The following is a 24,423-nucleotide window of genomic DNA, read 5'->3' on the forward strand; positions in this document are numbered from 1 at the left end:
TTACTTTATAGGGATTATGGGTGAGAGAACTGTATGCTTTTCCTGCGCGGAAAAGTATACAGCTTTTTTATTGCGGCATCTGTGCAGGCAATATCCGCTGTTTTGCGAAAACATATTCAGCAGGTAAATTTTATTTTAAGGCGAATATAAATATATTATTATCATTTTTACAGCTCAAAGGAGGCCGTTTTTTATGGCATCTGGCTTCAGCTTTTTACGCACACAATTTCCCGGTCTGGAAAAAACAGGCGAGTTTGCGGAGCGCTATTTGTACAGCGATTCCAATTCCTGCCTTTTTAAGCTGGGACTGCTGTGCGAAGATATCGTTAATAAAATGTTTGATTTTGACAATATAGCAATGCCTTATCAGATGAAGGATACACTGGTAAACAAAATCCGCCTGCTGGAAAACGAAGAGTATATCACAGAGGATTTGGCGCGTATTATGCACCGCCTGCGCTTGGGCGGCAACGAAGCGCGCCATGAGGGAAAGGATTCGCTGCAGAAGGCCAAGCTGCTGCTGCCGCAGGCGTACAGTCTTTGCGAATGGTTCATGCAGGTGTACGGTGATTATACCTATCAGCATCAGGAATATCATTTGCCTGCGGAGCAGCCGGAGGCAGCCTTTGTTGAAACTGCCAAGGATAAGGCGGAGGAAGCGCGCCTGCGTAAGCAGGATAACGAGAAGGCGCAGCAGGCTGTACCTGTTCCGCACAAGGAACGCAGTCAGGCGAATCTGCAGGCTGCCAACAAGCGCCCTAAGACGGAAGCGGAAGCACGCTGCCTGATTGACGAGCAGCTGCGTCAGGTTGGCTGGGAGGCCGACACCACTGTTTTGCGTTACAGCAAGGGCTGCCGTCCTGCGAAGGGACGCAATCTGGCGATTGCCGAATGGCCTACGGACAAGGTGCCGGGCAATGAGGAAAAGGGCTACGCCGATTACGCGCTCTTTATCGGCGAGAAGCTTGTGGGCTTTATCGAAGCGAAAAAGTGGGACACGGATATTTCCAGCGTCATCAGCTACCAATGCAAGGATTATGCGCGCACTATCAGAAAATGCGACGCGGAATATTTGCTGGGACAGTGGCAGGATTTTAAGGTGCCCTTTGTTTTTGCTGCCAACGGCAGGCCGTATGTGCAGCAGCTGCAGATAAAATCCGGCATCTGGTTTGCGGATTTGCGTCAAAGCGGCAATATGCCGCGGGCTATGGCAGGCTGGCCTTCTCCCTTAGGTTTAAAAGAAATGCTGCAGGAAAATACCGCGGAGGGCAACGCTGCTCTCGATGCTTTGCCGTATGATTTTCTGCAGGATGAAAACGGCCTGCATCTGCGCGATTATCAGCTGAAGGCTGTGCAGGCGGTGGATGAGGCAGTGCGCTGCGGCAAGCGGACGGCGCTGCTGGCGATGGCCACGGGCACCGGCAAAACACGCACGGTTTTGGGCATGATTTACCGCTTTTTGAAGGCAAAGCGCTTTAAGCGTATTTTATTCCTTGTTGACCGCAATGCCTTGGGCGTGCAGGCGCAGGATGTCTTTAAAGAGGTTAAGCTGGAAAGGCTGCAGACGCTGGACCAGATTTACAATATCAAGGAGCTTAACGATAAGCTGATTGATGCGGAAACTGCCGTGCACGTTGCTACCGTACAGGGCATGATGAAGCGCATTATGTACGCCGAAAGCGAGGAGCGTATTCCCGCAGTCAGCGATTACGATTTGATTATTATCGACGAGGCGCACCGCGGTTATATTTTGGATAAGGAAATGGCAGAGGCGGAGCAGCTTTATCGCGACCAGCGCGATTACCAGAGCAAGTACCGCTATGTGCTGGATTATTTTAACGCGGTAAAAATTGCGCTCACCGCAACGCCTGCCCTGCAGACGACAGAAATTTTCGGCGAGCCTGTTTATACCTACACCTATCGCGAGGCTGTGCTGGATGGTTATCTGATTGACCATGACGCACCGCATCAGCTGACAACGAAGCTCAGCGAGCAGGGAATTCAGCTCAAAAAGGGCGATACTGTTAAATATATCAACAAGCAGACCGGCGAGCTTGATACGGCTTATTTGGATGATGATGTCGATTTTGATGTCGACCAGTTCAACCGCTGTGTTATCGTGCCGGAATTCAACAGGGCAGTGCTGGCGGAGATTGCCAAAAATCTTTATCCCGACGCGCCGGAAACCTACGGCAAAACGCTGATTTACGCTGCTACCGATACGCATGCCGATATGATTGTGAGCATACTGCAGGAGCTTTATGCCAAGGATAATCTGGACAGCGATGCGATTATGAAGATTACCGGCAGCGTGGCTAACGGTGACCAGAAAAAGATTCAGGAAAAAATCAAGCGCTTTAAGAATGAACGCTTCCCCAGCATTGTGGTGACGGTGGATTTGCTGACTACCGGTATCGACGTGCCGGAGATTACGACGCTGGTGTTTATGCGCTGCGTAAAATCGCGTATTCTGTTTGAGCAGATGCTGGGACGTGCGACACGCCGCTGCGATAAAATCGGCAAGGATCATTTTGAGATTTATGACCCGGTGGGCGTATATAACAGCCTGCAGCCGGTGGTGACGATGCCTGCTGTTGCCAATCCGCAGATTTCCGTGCAGGATTTGCTTAAGCAGCTTGATGAAGCGGAGGCAGCGGAGGCGATTACCGATATTGCCAAGCAGGTGGCCTTAAAGCTGCGCCGCAAGGTGAACAGGCTGGACGAGCAGACGAAGAAGGAGTTTGTGCTGGCTGTGGGCAAGGATGTGGCAGCCTTTGCCGGCGAGCTGCAGAAGGCGGACGCTGCCAAGGCCAAGGAGCTTTTGCTGCAGCACAAAGAGGCGCTGGTGCAGCTGGAAAAATATCATGCCGGCGGCAATATGGGCGGCATGATTTATGACGGCAAGGATGAGCTTACCGGCCATACGCGCGGTTACGGTGCGCACAAGACCAAGCCAGGTGATTATCTGAACGATTTCGCAGCGTATTTAAAGAGCCACGCCAATGAAATTGCTGCCCTGCATATCATTTGCACCCGTCCGAAGGATCTGACGAAGGCGCAGCTGAAGGAGCTGCTGCTGACGCTCGATGCCAACGGCTTTACGGCGCTGCAGCTGAACGATGCCTATTCGGAATATACGAACAGCACGATGGTGGCAGGCATTATCAGCCTTATCAGGCGCTATATGCTGGGAACGGAGCTGGTGAGCAAAAACTCGCAGCTGAGCCGTGCCTTTGACAAGCTGAACAAAAACCACAAATTTACGCCTGCGCAGCAGAAGTGGCTGGATATCATCCGCAGCTATATGCAGCAGCAGGACATTTTGAGCGTGGAGGCCTTTAAGGAGGACAAGCGATTGCAGCGCTTGGGCGGTTATGCGCGGGCACAAAAAATATTCGCCGACGATTTGGATAATATCGTGAGCGAATTCAACGGTTATTTATATGAAGATGGAGGCAAAACTGCGTGAATACACAGGAGATTGTAGCAAAGCTCTGGAATTTGTGTAACGTGCTGCGTGATGACGGTATTACCTATCATCAGTACGTTACGGAGCTGACATATATTTTATTTTTGAAAATGGCCAAGGAAACCGGCAGCGAGGAAAATATCCCGGAGGGCTATCGCTGGGATGATTTGCTGGCGCGCAAGGGATTGGAGCTGAAGAGCTTTTACAAGGAGCTGCTTGATTACCTGGGCGAGCGGTGCACGGGACGTATTCAGGAGATTTACAAGGGCGCGGCGACGAACATCGACGAGCCGAAGAACCTGGAAAAGATTATCAGGACGATTGACGAGCTGGACTGGTTCAGCGCGAAGGAGGAGGGCCTGGGTAATCTTTACGAGGGACTGCTGGAAAAGAACGCTAACGAAAAGAAGAGCGGCGCCGGACAGTACTTTACTCCACGCGTGCTGATTGACGTGATGACGCGTCTGGCGGCTCCCAAGGCCGGCGAGCGCTGTAACGATCCTGCCTGCGGTACCTTCGGCTTTATGATTGCGGCAAGCAATTTTGTGCGTGAGCAGACGGACGATTTCTTTGATTTGGATGAGGAAACGGCAGAGTTTGAATATACGCAGGCCTTTACCGGCTGCGAGCTGGTGCATGATACGCACCGCTTGGCGCTGATGAACGCCATGCTGCATGACATCCAGAGCAAAATTATTTTGGGTGATACGCTTTCCAACGTGGGCAAGGAGATGCAGGGCTATGACGTGGTGCTGACCAACCCGCCCTTCGGTACGAAAAAAGGCGGCGAGCGTGCAACGCGCGACGACTTTACCTATCCCACGAGCAACAAGCAGCTGAACTTTTTGCAGCACATTTACCGCAGCCTGAAGGCTGACGGCAAGGCGCGTGCTGCCGTAGTGCTGCCGGACAATGTGCTTTTTGCCGACGGTGACGGCGAAAGGATTCGTGTCGACTTGATGGATAAGTGCAATCTGCACACTATTCTGCGCCTGCCGACGGGTATTTTTTACGCGCAGGGTGTCAAGACCAATGTACTCTTCTTTACGCGCGAAAAAACAGATAAGGACAGCACCAAGGCCGTGTGGTTTTATGATTTGCGCACCAACATGCCATCCTTCGGCAAGACGAACCAGCTGAAGGCGAGTGACTTTGCCGGCTTTGAGGCAGCCTACGGCGCGGAGGACAGAAGCAAGGTGGCGGACGAGCGCTGGCAGTGTTTTACGCGTGAGAAAATTGCGCAAAAGGGCAACAGTCTGGATTTGGGCCTGATTAAGGATGACAGCGTGCTCGATTACGAGGATTTGCCGGACCCGGCGGAAAGCGCGGCAGAGGCTGCGGAAAAGCTGGCAGAGGCCGTGGATTTGCTGCAGAGTGTGGCGCAGGAGCTGAGGAGCTTGCAAAGATAAAGGTAGAGATTGAAGGATGAAGGAAGAAAGGGAAGAGCCTCTCCTTGGGGAGAGGTGGCATCGCGTAGCGATGACGGAGAGGGGTTCACTATAAGAAAGCATAAAGACAGCATACCCCTCTCAGTCGCCCTGCGGGCGCCAGCTCCCCCCGAGGGGAGCCTTTCACTACATCCTGCACAAATTCAAAACTTGCAAAGCTATGGATTGTGTGGTATATTAGACATAGAAAAAGACAACCGCCCACAGAGGTGGGTTGCCGAGTAAGTTAAGAAAAATCCGCTCCGAACTCGGGAAAGTCAGGGGGCGGTTTTTTCTATGTCCGTAACTTTTTTACTTTTTGTTCTGAAAAATGAACGTAAGTAATGCTACGATAAAAATTCCAAAGGACATTAAATCCTGAAAGCTGAAATATACCATAGACATCACCTCCATTCGTAGAGAATGAAGGCAATCCCACCCCGTGAACCGGTTGTCAAAAACATTTTATCATAAATTATAAATTAAAGCAATAGAATGTTTGCTTATAAAGGAGAGCTGGCAATGCCAAAGAAAAAGACAGCATTGACAATAGAAGAACGCTTGCAGCAGGCGCTGGTGCCTGCGGAGGAACAGCCTTATGAGGTGCCGGAGAATTGGGTATGGGTTAGGCTTGGAAGTCTTGCTGATGTAAAAGGTGGAAAACGTTTGCCTAAGGGAACAACTTTTTCGGAAAATATTACTAAACACCCTTATATAAGAGTAACAGATTTTAATGCTATTGGAGTTTCTTTGGAAGGGTTGAAATATATTGACGAAGATGTATATGAAAAAATTTCTAGATATACCATTTCTTCAGACGATATATATGTTTCGATAGCAGGTAGCATTGGTAAAGTTGGTATTATTCCGTCATGTATTGATGGTGCTAATTTAACGGAAAATGCAGCAAAAATTACTAACATCAAGGGGATAAATCAAAAATATCTTTGCTTGTTTTTGAAATCTGAATTTGCTCAATATCAAATGCAAAGTGCAACGATTGCTACAACACAAGCAAAGTTGGCATTGTTTAGAATAGAATCCCTTACTTTCCCTCTCCCTCCACTCTCCGAACAGCAACACATTGTTGAGCGCATCGAGGAGCTTTTCGCCAAGCTCGACGAAGCAAAGGAAAGACTGCAGGAGGTTGCCGACAGCTTTGCCGTGCGCAAGGCAGCAATTTTGCACAAGGCATTTACGGGTGAGCTGACTAAGCAGTGGCGTTGGGAAAACGGCGTGAGCGATGAAAGTTGGGAAGAAAAAACTATTGGTGATGTTTGCACAGTTAATCCTAAGAAGATTGATGCAAAAAATTTAGATGATAACTTAGAAGTGTCGTTCGTTCCTATGGCTGCCGTTTCTGATGTATTTGGTGAAATAGTCAACCATGAAGTAAAAAACTTACAGGATGTTCGCACTGGCTTTACGAATTTTTCTGAGGGTGACGTAATCTTTGCTAAGATTACACCTTGCATGGAAAATGGCAAATCTGCTATTGTTGGGCCCTTAGTAAATGATATAGGATATGGTAGCACTGAATTTTATGTGTTGAGATGCAAGGAAGAACTCTACAATAAATATTTGTACCATATGGTTAGAAATACGACATTTAGAGCAGAAGCTAAAGCTGTTATGACAGGAGCCGTTGGTCAACAGAGAGTTCCTAAAACTTTTTTACAGGAATATCAATTATTGCTCCCATCCATCCCCGAACAGCACGAAATCGTGCGCCTTATCGACGACCTGCTGGCGCGCGAGCGCGCAGCCCAGCAGGCGACGGAGCAGGCCTTGGCAAGCATCGACCTGATGAAGAAATCCATCCTGGCGCGTGCCTTCCGCGGTGAGCTGGGCACGAACAAAGCGAGCGAAGCGAGTGCGCTAGAGCTTTTGCGGCAGGTGCTGGCGGAAAACTGAAGCTGAATAAAAATCAAGACCTTGGCAGCGGCAAAAGCTGATGCTAAGGTCTTTTTTAGCGTCTTACAGCGAAACACTTGGATATCCCATAGCTGCTCATGCAAACCTTAGGCATTTCAGCTTACAGTTAACCCCAACCTTAGTCACGCCAGTCTGGGCATAAGCTAACCACAGATTTGTAAACACTACCGCGTATACCGTTCGGCAGAACTACGAAAAAATAGCTATTTCCAGCAAAGCGATTTAGCTTATTTAAAGCTTTTTGGTAAAACTTTTTCCCGAAAAACTTTTTGCTTTGCCGCGCTTTCCAGAAAGCGCGAACCTTTCTTGCAACTTCTTTCAGTTATGAAAGAAGTTGAGGTTACGTAAGCGTCAAATCACGCCGGTGATTTTGTTTGAAGATGGTCCGCAGCCTTTAGCAGCATAAACTTTAAATTTACTTCAAGCTTTTACTCTGCTATACTATAATTGTACAGGCGTTGAGGAGGTGCATCATGCCATTGGAATATTATTTTATGCTGGCGGGCCTTGTCCTGCTGCTGATAGAATTTGTTGTGCCGGGCTTCGGAATTTTCGGTGTCAGCGGCATGGTGTGCCTGACAGTCGGCGGCTTTTACGTTTTGGGCGGCAATGCCTGGGCGGCGCTGGTGCTGTTGGCAGTGTATCTGTTTTTGGTGCTGGTAATTACGCTGCTGTGCGTGTATCTGCCCAAGGAAAGCAAGTATAATCCCTTTGTGCTGTGGACGCGCCAAAAGAACAGCGAAGGCTACACCGGCGGCAAAAACTGGAGCATGCTGGTGGGCAAAAGAGGCACGGCTTTGACTACGCTGCGTCCCGCAGGTACGATTCTGGTAGATGGCAAGCGTCTTGATGTGAGCAGTCAGGGAGATTATATCGAAAAGTCTGCGCCCGTGATTATCGTGCGGGTGGAGGGCAGCAAAATTTTTGTAGAACAGACGAAGGAGTGACGTTATGGATTTATTATTCAGTATGATTTTCGGCAGTGGCTTTGCGGTAGTCATTGCTATTGCCGGTATTGCTATTTTTCTTAACTTTGTGCCGTTGGGCCTGTGGATTTCGGCCATCGCCGCCGGTGTTAATGTAGGCATTTTCAACCTCATCGGTATGCGCTTGCGCCGTGTGCCCGCGTCGCAGATTGTGCTGCCGCTGATTAAGGCGAACAAGGCAGGCCTTGACGTTAATGTTAACCAGCTGGAGGCGCATTATCTGGCAGGCGGTAACGTTGACCGCGTTATCGATGCTTTGATTGCGGCGCACAGAGCACAGATTGAGCTGAGCTTTGAGCGTGGCTGTGCCATCGACCTGGCAGGCCGTAACGTGCTGGAGGCTGTGCAGATGAGCGTTAACCCCGAGGTTATCGAAACTCCGGTAGTAAGCGCTGTTGCCAAGGACGGCATCGAGCTGAAAGTTAAAGCGCGCGTAACCGTGCGCGCCAATATTGACCGCCTGGTAGGCGGTGCCGGCGAAGCAACGATTATTGCGCGTGTCGGCGAAGGCATTGTAACCAACGTAGGCTCCAGCGCCGACCACAGCAAGGTACTGGAAAACCCCGATTATATTTCCAAAACGGTTTTGGATAAAGGCTTGGATGCAGGCACTGCCTTTGAAATTCTTTCTATTGATATTGCGGACGTAGATGTAGGACGTAACATCGGCGCTGCGCTGATGACCGACCAGGCGGAGGCAGATAAGCGCATTGCTCAAGCACGCGCTGAGGAACGCCGTGCGATGGCTGTGGCCAAGGAGCAGGAAATGAAGGCCTATACGCAGGAAATGCAGGCGAAGGTTGTGGAAGCACAGGCTAAGGTTCCTACAGCTATGGCGGAGGCGCTGGCTAACGGCCGCTTGGGCGTAATGGATTACTACCGCCTGAACAACATTCAGGCAGATACGCAGATGCGCCGCACGATTGCCGAGGTAAGCCCGGAGGGCGAGGAAAAGCCTGAGGGCAGCAAATAAGCGAGGTGCAGCTTATGGGTGATTTGTTTGACAGTGATTTAATTCCCCTGCTTTTCGTCCTCGTAATGCTGGCCAACGTATTTTTGGACAAGCGCAAACGTCGCAGACGCAGACAGCAGGAGCAACCGGAGGCAACGGCGGAGCAGCAAACACAAGCCAAGCCTAAGGACCTTGCCGCCGAATTTGAACGCCGTCTGAAAAAAACGACGGAGGAAGCGCAGGCACGCCAGCGTCAAAGCAGCCAAGGCGTGGTGCATGACGGAACGCGCGTGCGCCGTGATGACGACAGCAGAGTTCACCGGGACGGCGAAGCAATGCATGACCATACCGGCAGAATTCACCGTGAAAACGAAGCCCTCGTGCATGACAAGGGCAAGGTTTATTACGATCCCCGCGGTGATTACAGCTACGACGAAGCAAAGATGAACGCTGCCGCAGCGGCGTTTAATGCGCACTACGCACAGCAGGCGCAGCCTTCAGCGAAAAAGCGCGTGAAGCTGAAGCATGCGGCGCTGGTCAACGGCATTATCATGGCAGAGGTATTAGGAAAACCGCGCGCTCTTAACCCCTATGAGGAGCGCTGATTTTAAGATTCTCGCAAACAGTAAGGAGATGTTTGGGAATGCTGGAAAAGCTGGATTTGAGTAAAAAAGTGTCCAAGGAAGATTACAACAAGCAAATGGATGTGCTGGGTGAGCGCCTGGGAAAGGCGCAGCGCATGGCCCGCGACGCCAAAAGACCGATTATCATCGTGTTTGAGGGCTGGCGCGGTGCGCGCCGCAGTGCGCTGATTAACGAAATGATGCAGCAGATGGATGCCCGCGGCTTTAATGTTTATTCCAGTGTGCGCCTGCGCGGCGTTCTGCAGGAGCAGCCGTTTTTTGGCGCCTTCTGGAAGCGTTTGCCGGCGTTGGGACATATTGCGGTTTATCACCGCAGCTGGTATTATCTGAAAAACGCCAACGAGCTGGCGGATAAGGCAGAGGACGATTCCAAATATCCTGTAGTTTCCTTCGAGCATATCAACAACTTTGAAAAAATGCTCACGGACGATAATTATCTTGTGCTCAAATTTTTCCTGCATCTGTCACCGGAGCAGCAAAAGAAAAATATCGCCAAGAATGCCAAAACACTGGGCAAGGCGTGGCGTGATCTGAATCCTGCGATTGATGAAAGCGAAGATTACGATAAATTTTTGCCGCATTACGAAAAAATGCTGGAGGCTACCGATACGGTAAACGCTCCCTGGCACCTGATTGCCGACGATGATCCGCGCAGCGCGCGTCTGGAGGTTTTCACCAAGATTGCCGATGCTATCGAAAAGGCTGTGCAGATGCCTGCCGAGCCTGCTGCCGACAAGCGCACCGCGGCAACCTACGATGTGCTGAGCACGATTGATGCCAACAAGGAGCTTACCAAGGAAGAATATAAGGAAAAGCTCGACAAGTACCAGAAAAAGCTGACACAGCTGCAAATTGAAATGTTCAAGGCGCAGATTCCGGTAGTCATCGGCTTTGAGGGCTGGGATGCTGCCGGCAAGGGCGGCGCTATCCGCAGACTGACGGCGGCACTGGACCCGTTGGGCTTCCATGTGCATCCGATTGCGGCGCCGAACGTTGTAGAAAAGCAGTTCCATTATCAGTGGCGCTTCTGGACCAGACTGCCACAGCCCGGCACCATAGCGATTTTTGACCGCACCTGGTACGGACGTGTTATGGTGGAGCGCATCGAAGGCTTTGCCAAACCGCAGGAATGGCAGCGTGCCTACGATGAAATCAAGGATATGGAGGCGCAGTGGAGCGAGCACGGTATCGCCATTGCCAAATTCTGGCTGCAGATTGACAAGGATGAGCAGCTGCGACGCTTCAATGATCGCCAGAATGACCCCAATAAGCAGTGGAAAATTACGGATGAAGATTGGCGTAACCGTGATAAATGGGATGCCTATGAAGCGGCAGTCAACGAAATGCTGGTGCGCACCGACACCTCGTATGCACCGTGGACCGTGGTTGAGGGCAACAACAAATATTATGCCCGCTTAAAGGTTTTGAAAACAGTTATCGATTTGTTTGAACGCAAATTGGCAGAAAAACATCAGTAAAATACAAGAGGATATCAGCGTAATTTTGCGCTGATATTTTCTTAATACATTATAGATACTCGGAGAGGAAATGCTTTGTCCTGGATAATCAAAAACTATATTAAAGAAACAAGAGAAAATGAAACCGGCGCGCAGGTTTATCCGCCGGGCTTACGCCATCCGGTAGCGTTTATTTACCCCAACGTCTACCATCTGGGCATGTCGAACCTGGGAATGCACATTCTGTATCAGATGATTAACGAGCGCGGTGACAGTGCCTGCGAACGCTTCTTTTTGCCGGATAAACGCTTGCAGCAGGAGCATATCAAAAGCAAAACACCGCTGCTGAGCCTGGAAAACCAGCGTCCGCTGGCAGACTTTGACGTTATCTTCGTCATGCTGTCCTTTGAAATGGATTATGATAATCTGCTGACGGTGCTTGATTTGGGCAATATCCGCCTGAGGGCGGCGGAGCGCAATCAGCGTGAGCCGCTGGTGATTATCGGCGGGCCCTGTGCTACCTTTAATCCCGAGCCGTTGGCTGCCGTGGCTGACGCCTTTGTTATCGGTGAGGGCGAGGAAACAGTGCAGCACGTGCTGGATACCATCTATCGCGAGGAAAGCAAGCAGGAGCGTCTGGCGGCGCTGGCGCAGGTGCCGGGTGTTTATGTGCCCAGCCTGTATACGGCGCAGTACGATGAGGAGGGCGAGTTTACCGCCCTGCTGCCGCAGGAAGGTGCGCCGGCGAAGGTTGCGCGCCAGTGGGCGCGTGATATCGACGCATATCCGCACACCTCCGCTATCGTGACGAGCGGAACGGAATTTGAGGATATGTTTATCGTCGAGGTGGCGCGTGGCTGCGGGCGTCATTGCCGCTTCTGCATGGCAGGCTACTGCTTCCGCAAGCCGCGTCCGCGTAAGCTGGAAAATATTTTGGCGGATATCGCCAAGCGTCCCGAGCGCACGAAAAAGGTAGGCCTGATGGGCGCTGCCGTTTCCGACCATCCGCAGATGGCGGAGCTGACGGAATACTTAGTAGAGCACAAGATACCGTTTTCCGTGGCCAGCATGCGCGCCGATATGCTCACGGAGCAGATTGCGCATGCGTTGGCGCAGAGCGGCCAGCGGACGATGACCGTAGCGCCGGAGGCAGGCAGCGAGCGGATGCGTGCTGCGATTAACAAGGGCATTACGGAGGAGCACGTTTATAATTCTATCGAGCTGGCTGCTGCTGCCGGAATGCGCAACATCAAGCTGTATTATATGATCGGGCTGCCGGGAGAAGAAGACGAGGATATCGTCGAAACGGTGGAGATGATTAAACGTGTGCGTGCCAAGATGGATGCGGTGGGCAACAAGGGCGAGCTGGTTATTTCGGTCAACGGCTTCGTGCCCAAGCCCTTTACGCCGTACCAGTGGGCGCCGCTGTGCAATGTGCGCACGCTGAAGAAGCGCTTCAAGATTTTGGGCGACGGCCTGAAGAAGGAAAAGCGCATTAAGCTGATTACCGAATCGCTGAAGGAAACCGTGGTTCAGTCCGTGCTGGCGCGCGGCAGCAGACGTATCGGCGAAGCGCTGCTGAAGGCGCATGTGGAAGGCCGCAGCCTGAAGCAGGTGCTGAAGGAAGAAGGCCTGGATGCCGAGGAGCTGGCGGAGCGCGAGCTGCAGGTAGGCCAGCCGCTGCCCTGGCAGCATCTTGATATGGGCGTAACGCAGGAATATCTTGCGGCCGAGCTGCAGCGCAGCGAAAGCGGCAAGTTTACGCCGATGTGCTTTGACGGCTGCCGGCGTTGCGGTGTCTGTCGGGAGTAAGGCGGGCGTGCGGCTTAGGCAGTGAAATAAATACTGCTGCTAAAAAACTTGGCTTAAAGGCCTAATTAGTAAAAAAATTAAGCATCCCTACACTTTTTGCAGGAAAAGTGTGGGGATGCTTTTGCTTTTTTACGCTATAATGATGCTGAGGAACACAGCTTTTGCTGCTTCGGAAGCGGTAACAGCTCGCCGGTGCTCGCAGCCACCTCCCATTATAGGGGAGATATAAAGGAATTACAAAACTTTAAGGTTGATAATTCTTTGTATATGTTCTGTTGGTAACCGAAAGACAGATGCTTGTTGTAAAAAATAAGCAGCCTGTGTCTGAAATTTGTTGATTGAGGGATTTCGTACCGCAATCAAGGGAGGGATATACATATGAAAAAGAATTTGTTTTTGGGCATGACCTTGGTGTTGGCGCTCTTGGCCAACACCGCTTTTGCTCATCTCAGCGGCGGTTATCTTTCGGATATTATTGATGAACATCCGCGCTGGCCGTTGGCAACTCAATGTATTGCTACGGATGTTAACTTAAGAACAGAGCCTAACACAAACTGTGATGTAGTAACCATGCTGCAAAACGGCGATAAATTTTATGCAAGAAAGGTAGTGTTTATACCTAACAGTAAATATGTGTGGGTGTACGGAACTACCGAAAAAGGCTACAGAGGCTATATGTATAACCAATATATAGGTGCGTTGCCTGATGGCCAATATGCTCATTCAGATGAAGGACGCTTTCAGGCTGCGGTAGAGGCAAACTGGATTAACAATCCCGCCGGCTATGCAGCTGGCTCCGGCTACAGTATGGGCAGAGTAGAGCATGCCGACGATATGAATATTGCTTACGACCTTAATAAGGTGCAGGTAGGTCCGCGTGTGTTCTACACGAGAGCCTTTGACGGAAAAACCTATCAAGTAGTGATTAACAAGGCTCCCGGCGAGATGGCAGGCTACGCAGTCGGACAGCATTTTGATCAGAAAGAGCAGAATAATTTTTACGATATGATGCGGAGAATCGGCTGGCACGAGCCTGCTGTTGATATTGAGGAGCCGACAAACAGTATCGTGTGGGAAAAATCTGTGCTTGATGCGGATGGCTTTGACAGACCTGCCAAGCATTTGATTATTACGCTGAATGATAATGACGTGATTGAGAGCTTTACATACATCAATTATGATCTTGATTAGCCTGCCTGCAAAAATTTATCCCTGAAATGCAAAAAACCTGCTCTTTTCAGAGCAGGTCAGCTTGTAAGAATTAAGCCATAGCGTTGATTCTCTTTGCAAGTCTGGATTTTTTGCGAGCTGCAGCATTCTTATGGATAATGCCTTTGCGAGCTGCTTTATCGAGCAAACCGGAAGCAGTAGCCATAGTAGCTTGAGCGTCTTCTTTAGCGCCGGTTTTAGTCAGAGCCTCTACTTTGCGGGAAGCATTACGGAGAGCTGCTTTAATCGGAGCGTTTTTAGCACGACGTTCTGCGTCGGTCTTTACACTGCGGATGGAAGATTTAATGTTCGGCAACGAATTTCACCTCCTGAATTTTCTTGTACTGCATTATTCTACCACGAATGCGAGCATTATGCAAGAGAAAATCACAAATATGCCTGCCTGTTCCTGTAAAAAATATTTTGCGGACGCTTGACCTGGAGCTGACTCCAAATGCTAAAATATAAGCAGAAAGCAAGAAAACAATCCTGGCAGGAGGTAAGCGAGATGAAAATAAACGAAGTAAGCAAAATGTATGACATTACAGCGGATACGTTGCGTTATTATGAGCGTATCGGCCTGATTCCGACTGTGAACCGCAATGAAAGCGGTATTCGCGACTACACCGAAACGGACTGCAACTGGGTAAACTTTGCCAAATGCATGCGCGCGGCAGGCATTTCGGTAGAAAGCCTGATTGAATATGTGGCGCTGTTTCAGCAGGGCGATAAAACGCGGGCCGCACGCAAGGAAATTTTAATCGAGGAGCGTGCCAAGCTGGTCGAGCGCATGGCGCAGATGCAGGAAACGCTTGATAAGCTGAATTATAAAATCGACAATTATTACAAGTGCGTTGAATTTGAGGACACCAAACTGAAATAAAACGCAGCATAAAGAGAGATGGCGCCGAGCTGTCTCTCTTTTTAGTTTACAGGCTTTGCCGGATAATGGTATAATAATTAGTACTAATAAAACAGGCTCAAGCCAATATTGGCCTGAAATAATACATTTTAATGAAGGAGCAGGAAGAGTATTTTATGATTGAACAAAATCACATTCGCAACTTTTCTATTATCGCCCATATAGATCATGGCAAGTCTACCCTGGCAGACAGATTGATTGAATATACAGGAACGCTGAGCAAGCGTGAGATGGAGGAGCAGATTCTCGATTCCATGGATTTGGAGCGTGAACGCGGCATCACCATCAAGGCGCAGGCTGTGCGCAGCATTTACAAGGCGCGCAACGGCGAGGAGTATATGCTGAACTTTATCGACACTCCGGGCCACGTAGACTTTACCTACGAGGTTTCGCGTGCATTGGCAGCATGTGAGGGTGCACTGCTGGTTATCGACGCTACTCAGGGCATTGAAGCGCAGACTTTGGCTAACGTGTATCTGGCGCTGGATAACGATCTGGAGATTATCCCGGTTATCAACAAAATTGATTTGCCGAGTGCCGACCCTGAGCATGTTAAAAGGGAAATCGAGGACGTTATCGGTATTGATGCGTCCGACGCAGTTCTGTGCAGTGCCAAAACCGGCATTGGCATCGAGGACGTACTGGAAGCAATCGTAGCGCGCGTGCCGGCGCCGCAGGGCGATGCGGAAGCACCGCTGAAGGCGTTGGTATTTGACTCCAAATTTGACGCTTACAAGGGCGTAGTTTTATATATACGCATTATGCAGGGCCGTCTGCGCAAGGGCATGAAGATTCGCATGATGGCAACCGGTGCGGAATTTGATGTTACCGAGGTTGGTTACTTCAAGCCGGGCATCGTCAATGTTGATGAGCTGGAGGAGGGCCAGGTAGGCTTCTTTGCTGCCAGCATCAAAAACGTTAAGGATGCACGCGTAGGCGATACCGTAACCGATGCCGATAATCCTGCGGAAGCAGCGTTGCCCGGTTACCGCAAGGCTACACCGATGGTATACTGCGGTTTGTATCCGGTAGAGAATTCCGATTACGATAACCTGCGTGATGCTTTGGAAAAGCTGCAGCTGAACGATGCTTCTCTGGTATTTGAGCCGGAGACATCTACCGCGCTGGGCTTTGGCTTCCGCTGCGGCTTTTTGGGCCTGCTGCATATGGACGTTATCAAGGAGCGCTTGGAGCGCGAATATAATCTGAGCCTGATTACTACCGCACCGAACGTTATTTATGAGGTGTTCCGTACAAACGGCGACGTTGAAATGGTAGATAACCCGTCCCTCTTCCCGGACCCGACTGTTATCGACCATGTTGAGGAGCCTTTCGTTAATGCAACCATCATTGTGCCGAAGGATTATGTAGGCGCTGTTATGGAGCTGAGCCAGGAAAAACGCGGTGAATACGATAACATGACCTATCTTGATGATACCCGCGTAATGATTCACTACGCATTACCGCTGAGTGAGATTATCTTTGACTATTTTGACCGTCTGAAATCCGCTACCCGCGGTTATGCTTCCTTGGACTACGAGCTGTCCGGCTATCGCTATTCCGATTTGGTGAAGGTAGATATCCTGCTGAACGGCGAGCCTGTCGATGCCCTTTCTGCGATTGTGCATAAGGAATTTGCTACTGTTCGCGGACGTCAGCTGGTTGAAAAGCTGCGCAGCCTGATTCCGCGTCAGATGTTTGAAATTCCGGTACAGGCAGCAATCGGCAACAAGGTTATTGCCCGCGAAAACGTCCGCGCTATGCGTAAGGACGTACTGGCGAAGTGTTACGGCGGCGATATCAGCCGTAAGCGTAAGCTGCTGGAAAAACAGAAGGAAGGTAAAAAGCGCATGAAGCAGGTTGGCAGTGTAGAGCTGCCGCAGGAGGCATTCATGGCGATTCTGAAAATGGACTAAGGCTTAGCGCTTAGTCGATAGTGTCTGATAGATAGGAGCAATGCAATTATGATGATACAACTGCAAGGCTTGCTTTCGACAATCACATTTTTGGATGTTATAGATATTGTCGTCGTTGCCTATTTTCTTTACCGTTTGTTCCTGATGCTGAAAAATACCCGTGCCGCAACATTGGGCAAGGGCCTCATGGTGCTGATAGGCTTCACGCTTATCTGCCGTTGGCTGAACCTGCATGTTATCAGCTGGCTGCTGGAAAAGAGCATGACGGTGATTATGGTCGCCCTGCCTGTTGTCTTTCAGCCGGAGCTGCGCCGTGCTTTGGAGCAAATCGGCCGCGGCAAGCTGTTTCATAAGGGCAGCGAGCTGGACGAGCAGGAGCTGGAGGAAATGCTGGATTCCGTTGCTCATGCCACTAAGGTGATGAGCAAAAATAAAGTAGGTGCGCTGATGGTTTTCGAACGTGCTACCGGTTTGGCAGAGCGTATCGAAACCGGTGTGCCGATTGACGGTCTGGTGAGCTCTGGCTTGCTGCAGAACATTTTTGTTAAGGATACACCGCTGCATGACGGCGCTGTCGTTATCCGCGGCAACCGTGTTGTTGCTGCCTGCTGCCTGCTGCCGCTCACGGAAAACCGTAATCTGAGCCAGGAGCTTGGTACCCGCCATCGTGCCGCAATCGGTATGTCCGAACAGTCCGATGCGATGATACTTGTTGTCAGCGAGGAAACCGGTACGATTTCCATCGCCCGCAACGGCGAGCTGATGCGTTACCTGACGGTGGATGATGTGAAGGAAATTTTGCGCACGGCAATTTTCCGTCCGCATACAGCAGTTAAGAATTCTTTGGTTGATAAAATCAAGAGCTTGTGGGGCGGTGAGAAAAAATGAGATTTTTGCAAAGGCTGGCGCGTAAGGAAAATCTGTTGGCACGAATTATCTGCCTGCTCATGGCCTGTGGCCTGTGGGTATACGTAATGACTGACCAGAATCCTATTATCGAGCGTAATATCGAGGTGCGCCTGCAGCAGAGAAATCTGCCGCAGAATATGATGGTCTTTAATGCTCCCGATAAAATTCTGGTTAAGGTGCGCGGTTCGCGTGCCAAGCTGAGTTCCGATAATCTGAGTGCCGAAATCAATGCTTCTATCAATTTAAAAAATATAACCGAAGGTCAGCAGAGCCTGCCGATTACGGTAACCTACTCCGGCGGTGAGATTGTATCCGTAACGCCTAAGGAGGTTTCCGTATATGTGGATACGGTAAGCGAGAAAAAGGTTCCCGTTACTACGCGTATCGTGGGAGCTGTGAACGGTGATATGACCATCGGCAGCAGTATAATTACTCCGGCGGAGGTTACTTTGCGCGGTGCAACACATCGTATTGACAAGGTAAACCGTGTGGTTGCTCCGATAGATATCAGCAACCATAGCGGCAGCTTCCAGACGGAAAGCGAGCTGGTTGCCGTGAGTGATGACGGTTACGATATTCCTAATATGAGAATTATCCCTGAGCGCGTTATGGTGCAGGCCAATATGGTAAGCCAGATGCATTCGCTTGATATTCCGGTTAAGCTGGTTATGAGCGGTGATTTGCCTGCCGGTATTGTTGTTACCAAAACAGAGATTGTGCCGACAAGCGTTCGCGTTACCGCACCGCCTTCCGTGCTGAAGGAGCTGAAGGATGTCAAGACCAAGCCGGTGGATGTAAGCAAGCTGACCGGCAGCACCGTTGTTGCGGCTGAGCTGGATTTGCCGGAAAAGGTTATTCCCGAAAGACGTACGGTGCAGATTAAAATATCGGTAGAAAGGCAGAATTGATTTATAGATGAAGCTGAAAATAAATAATGTGCGTATCAGCCTGCGACAGGAGCAGACGCTTGAGCAGGCGGTGTGCCGTAAATGCGGCATTCCGCGTGATGCTTTGGGAAGTGTGCGGATAGTACGCAAGGCAGTGGATGCGCGCAAGAAAAATGATATCTGCCTCAACTACCATGTACTGGCAGAGGTAGAAACAGGCGGCAGACAGGCGAAGCGTTTGCTGGCGGACCGTGATATTACGCAATATCAGGAGCAGCAGCAGCCGACGCTTGAGTTTGGTACACTGCCGCTGAGCGCACCGCCGGTGGTTATCGGTGCCGGTCCTGCAGGCCTTTTGGCGGCACTGCAGCTGGCGGAGCATGGCTATAAGCCGCTGCTTTTGGAGCGCGGCAAGCCGGTAGCGCAGCGTGTGCAGGATGTACAGCGCTTTTGGCAGACGGGAGAATTTAACCCCGCGTCCAACGTACAGTTTGGCGAGGGCGGTGCCGGCACATTCTCGGACGGCAAGCTGACTACGCGTGTAAACGATCCTATGATGGCCGAAATCCTGCAGCTCTTTGTGGATGCAGGCGCACCGGAAAATATTTTGTACGAGCACAAGCCGCACGTAGGCACGGATAAGCTGCGTGCGATGGTACAGGGACTCAGCCGCCGCATTGCGGAGCTGGGCGGCAGCGTGCGTTACGATGCGCATGTGGTTGATCTGGATATCAAAAATAATGCTGTGCAGGGCGTAATCCTTGACGGCGGCGAAAGACTGGCGGCGGGAGCTGTGGTTCTGGCCTGCGGTCACAGCGCGCGCGATACCTACGCTATGCTGGCACGCAGGGGCGTTGGCATTGTGGCGAAGCCCTTTGCCATCGGTGTGCGCATCGAGCATCCGCAGGAGCTGATTGACAGGGCGCAGTACGGCAGCTTTGCGGGACATCATTTGCTGGGCGCAGCGGATTACGCGCTTGTTTACCATACGCAGGATAAAACACGCACAGCCTATTCGTTCTGCATGTGCCCAGGCGGTCAGGTAGTTGCCGCCGCTTCGGAGACCGGTGGCGTGGTTGTCAACGGCATGAGCATGTTTAAGCGTGACAGCGGCATTGCCAACAGTGCGCTGGTGGTGAATGTGGACAGCCGGGATTTCGGTGAGGGTGCGCTGGCAGGTGTAGAATTCCAGCGCCGCTACGAGCAGCTTGCTTATGCGGCGGCAGGCAGCAGCTATTATGCGCCTGCGCAGAATCTGGACAGCTTTTTGAAGCGCAGTACTCCGTCCTTGGAATGCATGGTACAGCCAAGCTATCGTCCGGGATTTGTGGCCTGCAGCTTAGACAAGGTGCTGCCTGCTTACGTTACGGATACTCTGCGCGATGGCATTACGAGCTTCGGACGCAAGCTGGCGGGTTACGCCGACGGAGGCGCGCTGCTGACGGGTGTGGAAACACGCACCTCGGCGCCGGTCCGTATTGAGCGCGACAGACAGAGCTATGTATCGCTGACGCATGATTTGCTTTATCCCTGCGGCGAAGGCGCAGGCTATGCCGGCGGTATTATGAGCGCCGCGCTTGACGGCTATCATGTGGCGAGGGCGATTATGGAACGATTTGCGCCGGTGAAGTAGATTCAGGTTGGAGAGTAATACAGAGCATTAGGCTCCCCTTGGGGGGAGCTGGCGCCCGTAGGGCGACTGAGAGGGGATTTTGCAGTATGCATAGCATATGTTATGTATCATCCCTCTCTGTCATCGCTATGCGATGACACCTCTCCCCAAGGAGAGGCTTTCGTTTTGCTTTTTTAGCTCAACAATTCCCAACTCACATATAAACGCATTAACATTAGGGAGGTTATTACAAAAAATGGCAAGATTATTTGGTACTGATGGTGTTCGCGGTGTGGCGAACGTAGAACTTACTCCGGAGCTGGCCTTTAAGCTGGGCTATGCTGCCGCAAAATACTTTGGCCGCGAGGTTTCCTGCCCGAAAATTATTATCGGCAGAGATACACGCCGCAGCGGACAAATGCTGGAAAGCGCTTTGGCAGCAGGTATCTGCAGCGCCGGCGGCAATGCACATCTTCTGGGCGTTATGCCTACTCCGGCAGTTTCTTTCCTGACCAGTGAGGTTAAGGCTAACGCCGGTGTAGTAATTTCTGCTTCTCACAATCCGTTTGAAGACAACGGCATCAAATTTTTCTCTCAGACAGGCCACAAGCTGCCTGACGCAGTAGAGGACGAAATTGCAGCTATTGTTGCTGCACCGATTGATTATACTCAGGCAGTAAGCGGCAGCAGCGTAGGCCAGATTGTTTACGAAAAGGATTTGTCTGCGCTGTATATTAAGCACATTCTGAGCACTGCTTATGCTAAGCTGAATGGTCTGAAGATTGTTATGGACTGCTCCAACGGTGCCAACAGCGAAATCGCACCGGTTATCCTGCGCAGCCTCGGTGCTGAGGTTGTGGCAATTTTCAACGAGCCTAACGGTACCAATATCAACAATGGCTGTGGTTCTACTCACCTAGAAGCATTGCAGAAAAAGGTTCGTGAGGTTGGCGCTAATGTAGGTATTGCTAATGACGGTGATGCTGACCGTTGCCTGGCAGTTGACGAAAACGGCGAGGCTATGGACGGCGACCAGATTATGCTGATTTGCGCGCTGGAGCTGATGAAGCGCAACAAGCTGCATGACAATATGCTGGTAACCACTGTTATGAGTAACGTTGGCCTGCATCAGGCTATGAAGGCTCATGGCGGCAAGACCGTCAAAACTGCTGTTGGTGACCGCTATGTACTGGAAGAGATGCTCAAGCACAATTATTCTATCGGCGGCGAGCAATCCGGTCATATCATTTTCTCCGAGTTCGCTAAAACCGGCGACGGCATTCTGACTGCTGTACAGCTGTTGTGCGCAATGGTTCGCAATAATAAATCTCTGTCCGAGATGAGCGGTGTAATGACTAAATTCCCGCAGATTCTGCTGAATGTACGCGTGAAGAATAAAAACGGCTGGGAAGAAAAGGCTGCTATTCAGGAAGTAATTAAAAAATATCAGGAGGAGCTGGGCGAAAACGGCCAGATTCTGGTACGTGCTTCCGGCACCGAGCCTTTAATCCGTATTATGGCCGAAGGACCGAAGCAGGAGCGACTGGAACAGATTGCCAACGCTATTGCCGACGTTGTAACTAAGGAGCTGGCATAAGCAGGCTTCCTGACTGAATGAAGATTAAAAGCAGACCATTACATCATTTTCGGATGAAATGGTCTGCTTTTGTACTTTGCATATTTTCTTTTTGACGAACATATGTTAAAAATATATTTGTGCTACCAGAATACGGTAGGCGGTTGCCCTCTACGGAGGGTTTGCGGCCCTCGATTTGCCGACATCTATATTTTTATAGAAATCTACAAGGAAGAGGGTGGTACTGATGAATATACTGGAAGTTCTTGCATTGCTTGGTTTTGGGCTTGGGTGCATTAAATTTGGTTATGAACTCGGTAAAAACGCAAAAAAATAACCGCCCAGCTCCTACACTAGCGGTTATTTTTAACAGTTAATTTGAAGGGCAACCGTCTATCGGTAGCACTCTTTCTATTTCTATGATAGCACAAAGTAAAGCGTTTGACAACCGTTCTGATTAAATTCACAAATCCCTCACGTCTTATACTATTACTCATCAAAACTCTTGATTACGGAATAAATTATACAACCAACAACAATCAGTCCGATACCTGCTAATGCGAGGAAAGGTGCCGCAGGGAGCAAGAAGGCCATACCACCAATCATTATTAAAATTTTGTTGTCTGGCATAAGAAGCCACCTCACAGTTCTTCAACTCGTTATCTTACGGGATTTTCTCTCAAAGTTTTATGCAAGCATTCTGCCCCTTTACCGAAGCAATAATAGCTAAATCCTGCACTAACCACTCCTCCAATCACTGGAGCTGATTTAGCAGGAATTTTACTCAAAACATCTTTTGTTACTTTAATTCCAACTTGTTCGCAAACTTGTTTTAGCAAGGGATACCAAGCAGTTTTTGTCAAAGCTGCTCTCAAAATATCTTTCCCTGCCTTGCCGGCAAGCGACTTAGATATTTCAGCAATAACTTTATTTGCACCACTGACTCCATACATTACACCAATGAACAACAAAATTATTTCTTGAGTTTTTTCGTCCATACTTCCTTCAATAGAACGAATTTCCGGATAGCCATAAATATAGGCTAATTTCTGAGATATTCTCAGGACATGAGCAAAATACTGTGCCAAATCAGCCGGGATTCCTGGAAGACCGCCACCACCCATAACAAAAGACAAAGCAGAAACTTTCTTCTGCTCGTAATTAATGCACTCTCTTGCAATTTCATACAAAACACTTTCATTTACTCCAGCTCTAATAGGGCTAGTCTGCACAATCCGTGCTACTATTTCACGATTAAATCTGCTAGAAAAATTTTTTTGAAGAAATTCTTCTCTCTCAATCTTTACGCCAGGCAACTCTACTGCCACTGCCAATACTTCGTCAAAATCAAAATCAAAAGGAACAATATTACTCATTTGAAATCCTCCATTCCGCTTATAAATCTATCAAAAAGACAAAGTTTTTCTTTATTATATACTTCTGTACCCCCCCGTCAAGCAAATGTCTTTTTTATCTTCACGAAATGTACAGTTACTTTTTAACACTGTTATTTTTTCTCACTTTATCTTTCCTTGCTTATATGTTACACTATAAGCAGCACTTTTCGGTTTCTTTGCAAGAAACTTTTTGGAGGTCCGCACCATGACGAACGACAAACGCGTAATAGAGAATTTAAGAGCACACTATCAGGAAATAATATCCAGCTATGTCATTACAGCCTATGCTACTTCTTGTCATGGTTCAGTCTGCGTCGGCATGTATGAGCCGCCATTGTTATCACTAAACGCCATTAAAAACATCGTCAAAAGCTTTTCCAACACTCCCTGCGACCTTTATCCTTCCATCATCAAATACTGCGAGGAAAAAGACATCGCAGAAAACGAACTCTATAAAAAAGCGCACGTCTCCAAGACAGTTTTTTCCAAAATCCGCAGCATGAAGGACACTGGCTATAAACCCAGCAAAAGTACGATTCTCTGCTTATGCCTGGCTTTGGAACTAAATAACAAAGAGACAGAAGAAATGCTCAACATCGCAGGCTACTCTTTATCTGGCGACATCATCGCCGACAAAATTGTCAGCTACTGCATAAGTAAGCGATATTACGACGTTTATGACATCGAAAATCTTATTCTGGAAAAAACAGGTGGAGCATATTTGTACTACTGATAAAACAAGTATACAACAACAGCTATCAAAAAAAGAGAACGCCCAACTACTACCAAACGGTAATAGTTGGGCGTTTGTACGCTATGTGCTCTATTTTTGAGCAGAGAAACTTTCACAGGTTGTTCGTTGTATATGTTCGCTTTTTATGCTAAAATATTTTTGTGGTGCTTCCATAACGGTAGGCGGTTGTCCCTCTGGCAGCAAGATTTTGTATTACTGCAAATCTAATGGCAAGAGGGGGTGAGACCAATGATGACTTTAGATAATCTTATCTCTGTTCTCGGCTTATGTCTGACTTCAGTAGCTCTAGGATTCGCTCTAGGTTATGCGCTAGGTCAAATTCACGCAAAAAAATAACCGCCCAGTCTGCAAAACAAGCGGTTATTTTTTATACCTAAATGTTCAAGGACAACCGTCTATCGGCGGCACCTTTTCTATTTCTATGATAGCACAAAGTAAAGCGTTTGACAACCGTTCTTATTAAATTCACAAATCCATCATGTCTTATACTATTACTTAAACTTTCCACATAAAAAAGCTGTTTTTAGCTGCTCAAACCCTTATCACATCTAGAACTTAC

The 24,423-nt window shown here is 49.4% G+C and carries 20 protein-coding genes; 16 read left to right on the plus strand and 4 right to left on the minus strand.

The genetic code is table 11. The features are described from left to right. The first annotated feature begins 193 nt into the window (after positions 1 to 193). Positions 194 to 3,469 (plus strand): type I restriction-modification system endonuclease, encoded by a 3,276-nt coding sequence (gene hsdR, locus KAH19_RS07450; protein WP_210684059.1) that lies wholly within the window; start codon positions 194 to 196, stop codon positions 3,467 to 3,469. Next, complete coding sequence (locus tag KAH19_RS07455) at positions 3,466 to 4,878, plus strand: N-6 DNA methylase (RefSeq protein WP_210684060.1); 1,413 nt, start codon at positions 3,466 to 3,468, stop codon at positions 4,876 to 4,878. Before hsdR ends, KAH19_RS07455 begins: the two co-directional genes overlap by 4 nt. A 330-nt stretch (positions 4,879 to 5,208) precedes the next feature. Here KAH19_RS07455 and KAH19_RS11100 read toward each other — a convergent pair whose 3' ends face one another. Continuing rightward, positions 5,209 to 5,310, minus strand: a complete 102-nt coding sequence (locus KAH19_RS11100; protein WP_366915518.1) for a putative holin-like toxin — start codon at positions 5,308 to 5,310, stop codon at positions 5,209 to 5,211. A gap of 108 nt (positions 5,311 to 5,418) precedes the next feature. Here KAH19_RS11100 and KAH19_RS07460 point away from each other — a divergent pair, with 108 nt between their 5' ends. The 7 genes from KAH19_RS07460 to KAH19_RS07490 all read left to right on the plus strand — a co-directional run bounded on the left by KAH19_RS07460 (position 5,419) and on the right by KAH19_RS07490 (position 13,873). Then, complete coding sequence (locus tag KAH19_RS07460) at positions 5,419 to 6,810, plus strand: restriction endonuclease subunit S (protein WP_210684061.1); 1,392 nt, start codon at positions 5,419 to 5,421, stop codon at positions 6,808 to 6,810. Between the two features lie 494 nt (positions 6,811 to 7,304). Next, the gene (locus tag KAH19_RS07465; RefSeq protein ID WP_210684062.1) at positions 7,305 to 7,778 is read left to right on the plus strand and encodes an NfeD family protein; all 474 of its coding nucleotides are present in this window, start codon (positions 7,305 to 7,307) and stop codon (positions 7,776 to 7,778) included. A gap of 4 nt (positions 7,779 to 7,782) precedes the next feature. After that, complete coding sequence (gene floA, locus KAH19_RS07470; protein ID WP_293692992.1) at positions 7,783 to 8,790, plus strand: flotillin-like protein FloA; 1,008 nt, start codon at positions 7,783 to 7,785, stop codon at positions 8,788 to 8,790. A 14-nt stretch (positions 8,791 to 8,804) separates the two neighbouring features. Beyond that, positions 8,805 to 9,374: a hypothetical protein gene (locus tag KAH19_RS07475; RefSeq protein WP_210684063.1), complete on the plus strand. Its 570-nt coding sequence runs from the start codon at positions 8,805 to 8,807 to the stop codon at positions 9,372 to 9,374. 38 nt (positions 9,375 to 9,412) lie between these two features. After that, positions 9,413 to 10,891, plus strand: a complete 1,479-nt coding sequence (gene pap / locus KAH19_RS07480; protein ID WP_210684064.1) for a polyphosphate:AMP phosphotransferase — start codon at positions 9,413 to 9,415, stop codon at positions 10,889 to 10,891. Positions 10,892 to 10,966: 75 nt separating this feature from the next. Beyond that, positions 10,967 to 12,682: a radical SAM protein gene (locus KAH19_RS07485; protein ID WP_210684065.1), complete on the plus strand. Its 1,716-nt coding sequence runs from the start codon at positions 10,967 to 10,969 to the stop codon at positions 12,680 to 12,682. 378 nt (positions 12,683 to 13,060) lie between these two features. Then, complete coding sequence (locus tag KAH19_RS07490; protein ID WP_210684066.1) at positions 13,061 to 13,873, plus strand: SH3 domain-containing protein; 813 nt, start codon at positions 13,061 to 13,063, stop codon at positions 13,871 to 13,873. Between the two features lie 70 nt (positions 13,874 to 13,943). Here KAH19_RS07490 and rpsT read toward each other — a convergent pair whose 3' ends face one another. Then, the gene (rpsT, locus tag KAH19_RS07495; RefSeq protein ID WP_021720869.1) at positions 13,944 to 14,207 is read right to left on the minus strand and encodes a 30S ribosomal protein S20; all 264 of its coding nucleotides are present in this window, start codon (positions 14,205 to 14,207) and stop codon (positions 13,944 to 13,946) included. A gap of 192 nt (positions 14,208 to 14,399) precedes the next feature. Between rpsT and KAH19_RS07500 the strand changes: the two genes are divergently transcribed. The 6 genes from KAH19_RS07500 (at position 14,400) to glmM (ending at position 21,734) form a co-directional block, all read left to right on the plus strand. Then, on the plus strand, positions 14,400 to 14,774 hold the full coding sequence (locus KAH19_RS07500) for a MerR family transcriptional regulator (protein ID WP_210684067.1): 375 nt from the start codon (positions 14,400 to 14,402) through the stop codon (positions 14,772 to 14,774). Positions 14,775 to 14,929: 155 nt separating this feature from the next. Then, positions 14,930 to 16,729 carry a translation elongation factor 4 gene (lepA, locus tag KAH19_RS07505; RefSeq protein ID WP_210684068.1) on the plus strand — a complete coding sequence of 600 codons (1,800 nt, stop codon included), beginning with the start codon at positions 14,930 to 14,932 and terminating at the stop codon, positions 16,727 to 16,729. Between the two features lie 48 nt (positions 16,730 to 16,777). Then, positions 16,778 to 17,617 (plus strand): diadenylate cyclase CdaA, encoded by an 840-nt coding sequence (gene cdaA, locus KAH19_RS07510; RefSeq protein WP_210684069.1) that lies wholly within the window; start codon positions 16,778 to 16,780, stop codon positions 17,615 to 17,617. Further along, a complete protein-coding gene (locus tag KAH19_RS07515; protein WP_210684070.1) occupies positions 17,614 to 18,546 on the plus strand; it encodes a YbbR-like domain-containing protein in 933 nt (310 codons plus the stop codon). The genes cdaA and KAH19_RS07515 overlap by 4 nt, the downstream gene beginning before the upstream one ends. A gap of 7 nt (positions 18,547 to 18,553) precedes the next feature. Next, a complete protein-coding gene (locus KAH19_RS07520) occupies positions 18,554 to 20,158 on the plus strand; it encodes an NAD(P)/FAD-dependent oxidoreductase (RefSeq protein WP_210684071.1) in 1,605 nt (534 codons plus the stop codon). Positions 20,159 to 20,393: 235 nt separating this feature from the next. After that, positions 20,394 to 21,734 carry a phosphoglucosamine mutase gene (gene glmM, locus KAH19_RS07525; RefSeq protein ID WP_210684072.1) on the plus strand — a complete coding sequence of 447 codons (1,341 nt, stop codon included), beginning with the start codon at positions 20,394 to 20,396 and terminating at the stop codon, positions 21,732 to 21,734. 468 nt (positions 21,735 to 22,202) lie between these two features. Here the strand turns inward: glmM and KAH19_RS07530 are convergent, their stop codons facing one another. Then, positions 22,203 to 22,343 carry a hypothetical protein gene (locus KAH19_RS07530; protein ID WP_021720876.1) on the minus strand — a complete coding sequence of 47 codons (141 nt, stop codon included), beginning with the start codon at positions 22,341 to 22,343 and terminating at the stop codon, positions 22,203 to 22,205. Between the two features lie 29 nt (positions 22,344 to 22,372). Further along, complete coding sequence (locus KAH19_RS07535) at positions 22,373 to 23,089, minus strand: hypothetical protein (RefSeq protein ID WP_210684073.1); 717 nt, start codon at positions 23,087 to 23,089, stop codon at positions 22,373 to 22,375. A gap of 226 nt (positions 23,090 to 23,315) precedes the next feature. Between KAH19_RS07535 and KAH19_RS07540 the strand changes: the two genes are divergently transcribed. Next, positions 23,316 to 23,843: a hypothetical protein gene (locus KAH19_RS07540; RefSeq protein WP_210684074.1), complete on the plus strand. Its 528-nt coding sequence runs from the start codon at positions 23,316 to 23,318 to the stop codon at positions 23,841 to 23,843. Positions 23,844 to 24,423: the final 580 nt, after the last annotated feature.

Origin of the sequence: Phascolarctobacterium sp. Marseille-Q4147, from assembly GCF_017968825.1 — a bacterium.
GTDB lineage: Bacteria > Bacillota > Negativicutes > Acidaminococcales > Acidaminococcaceae > Phascolarctobacterium_A.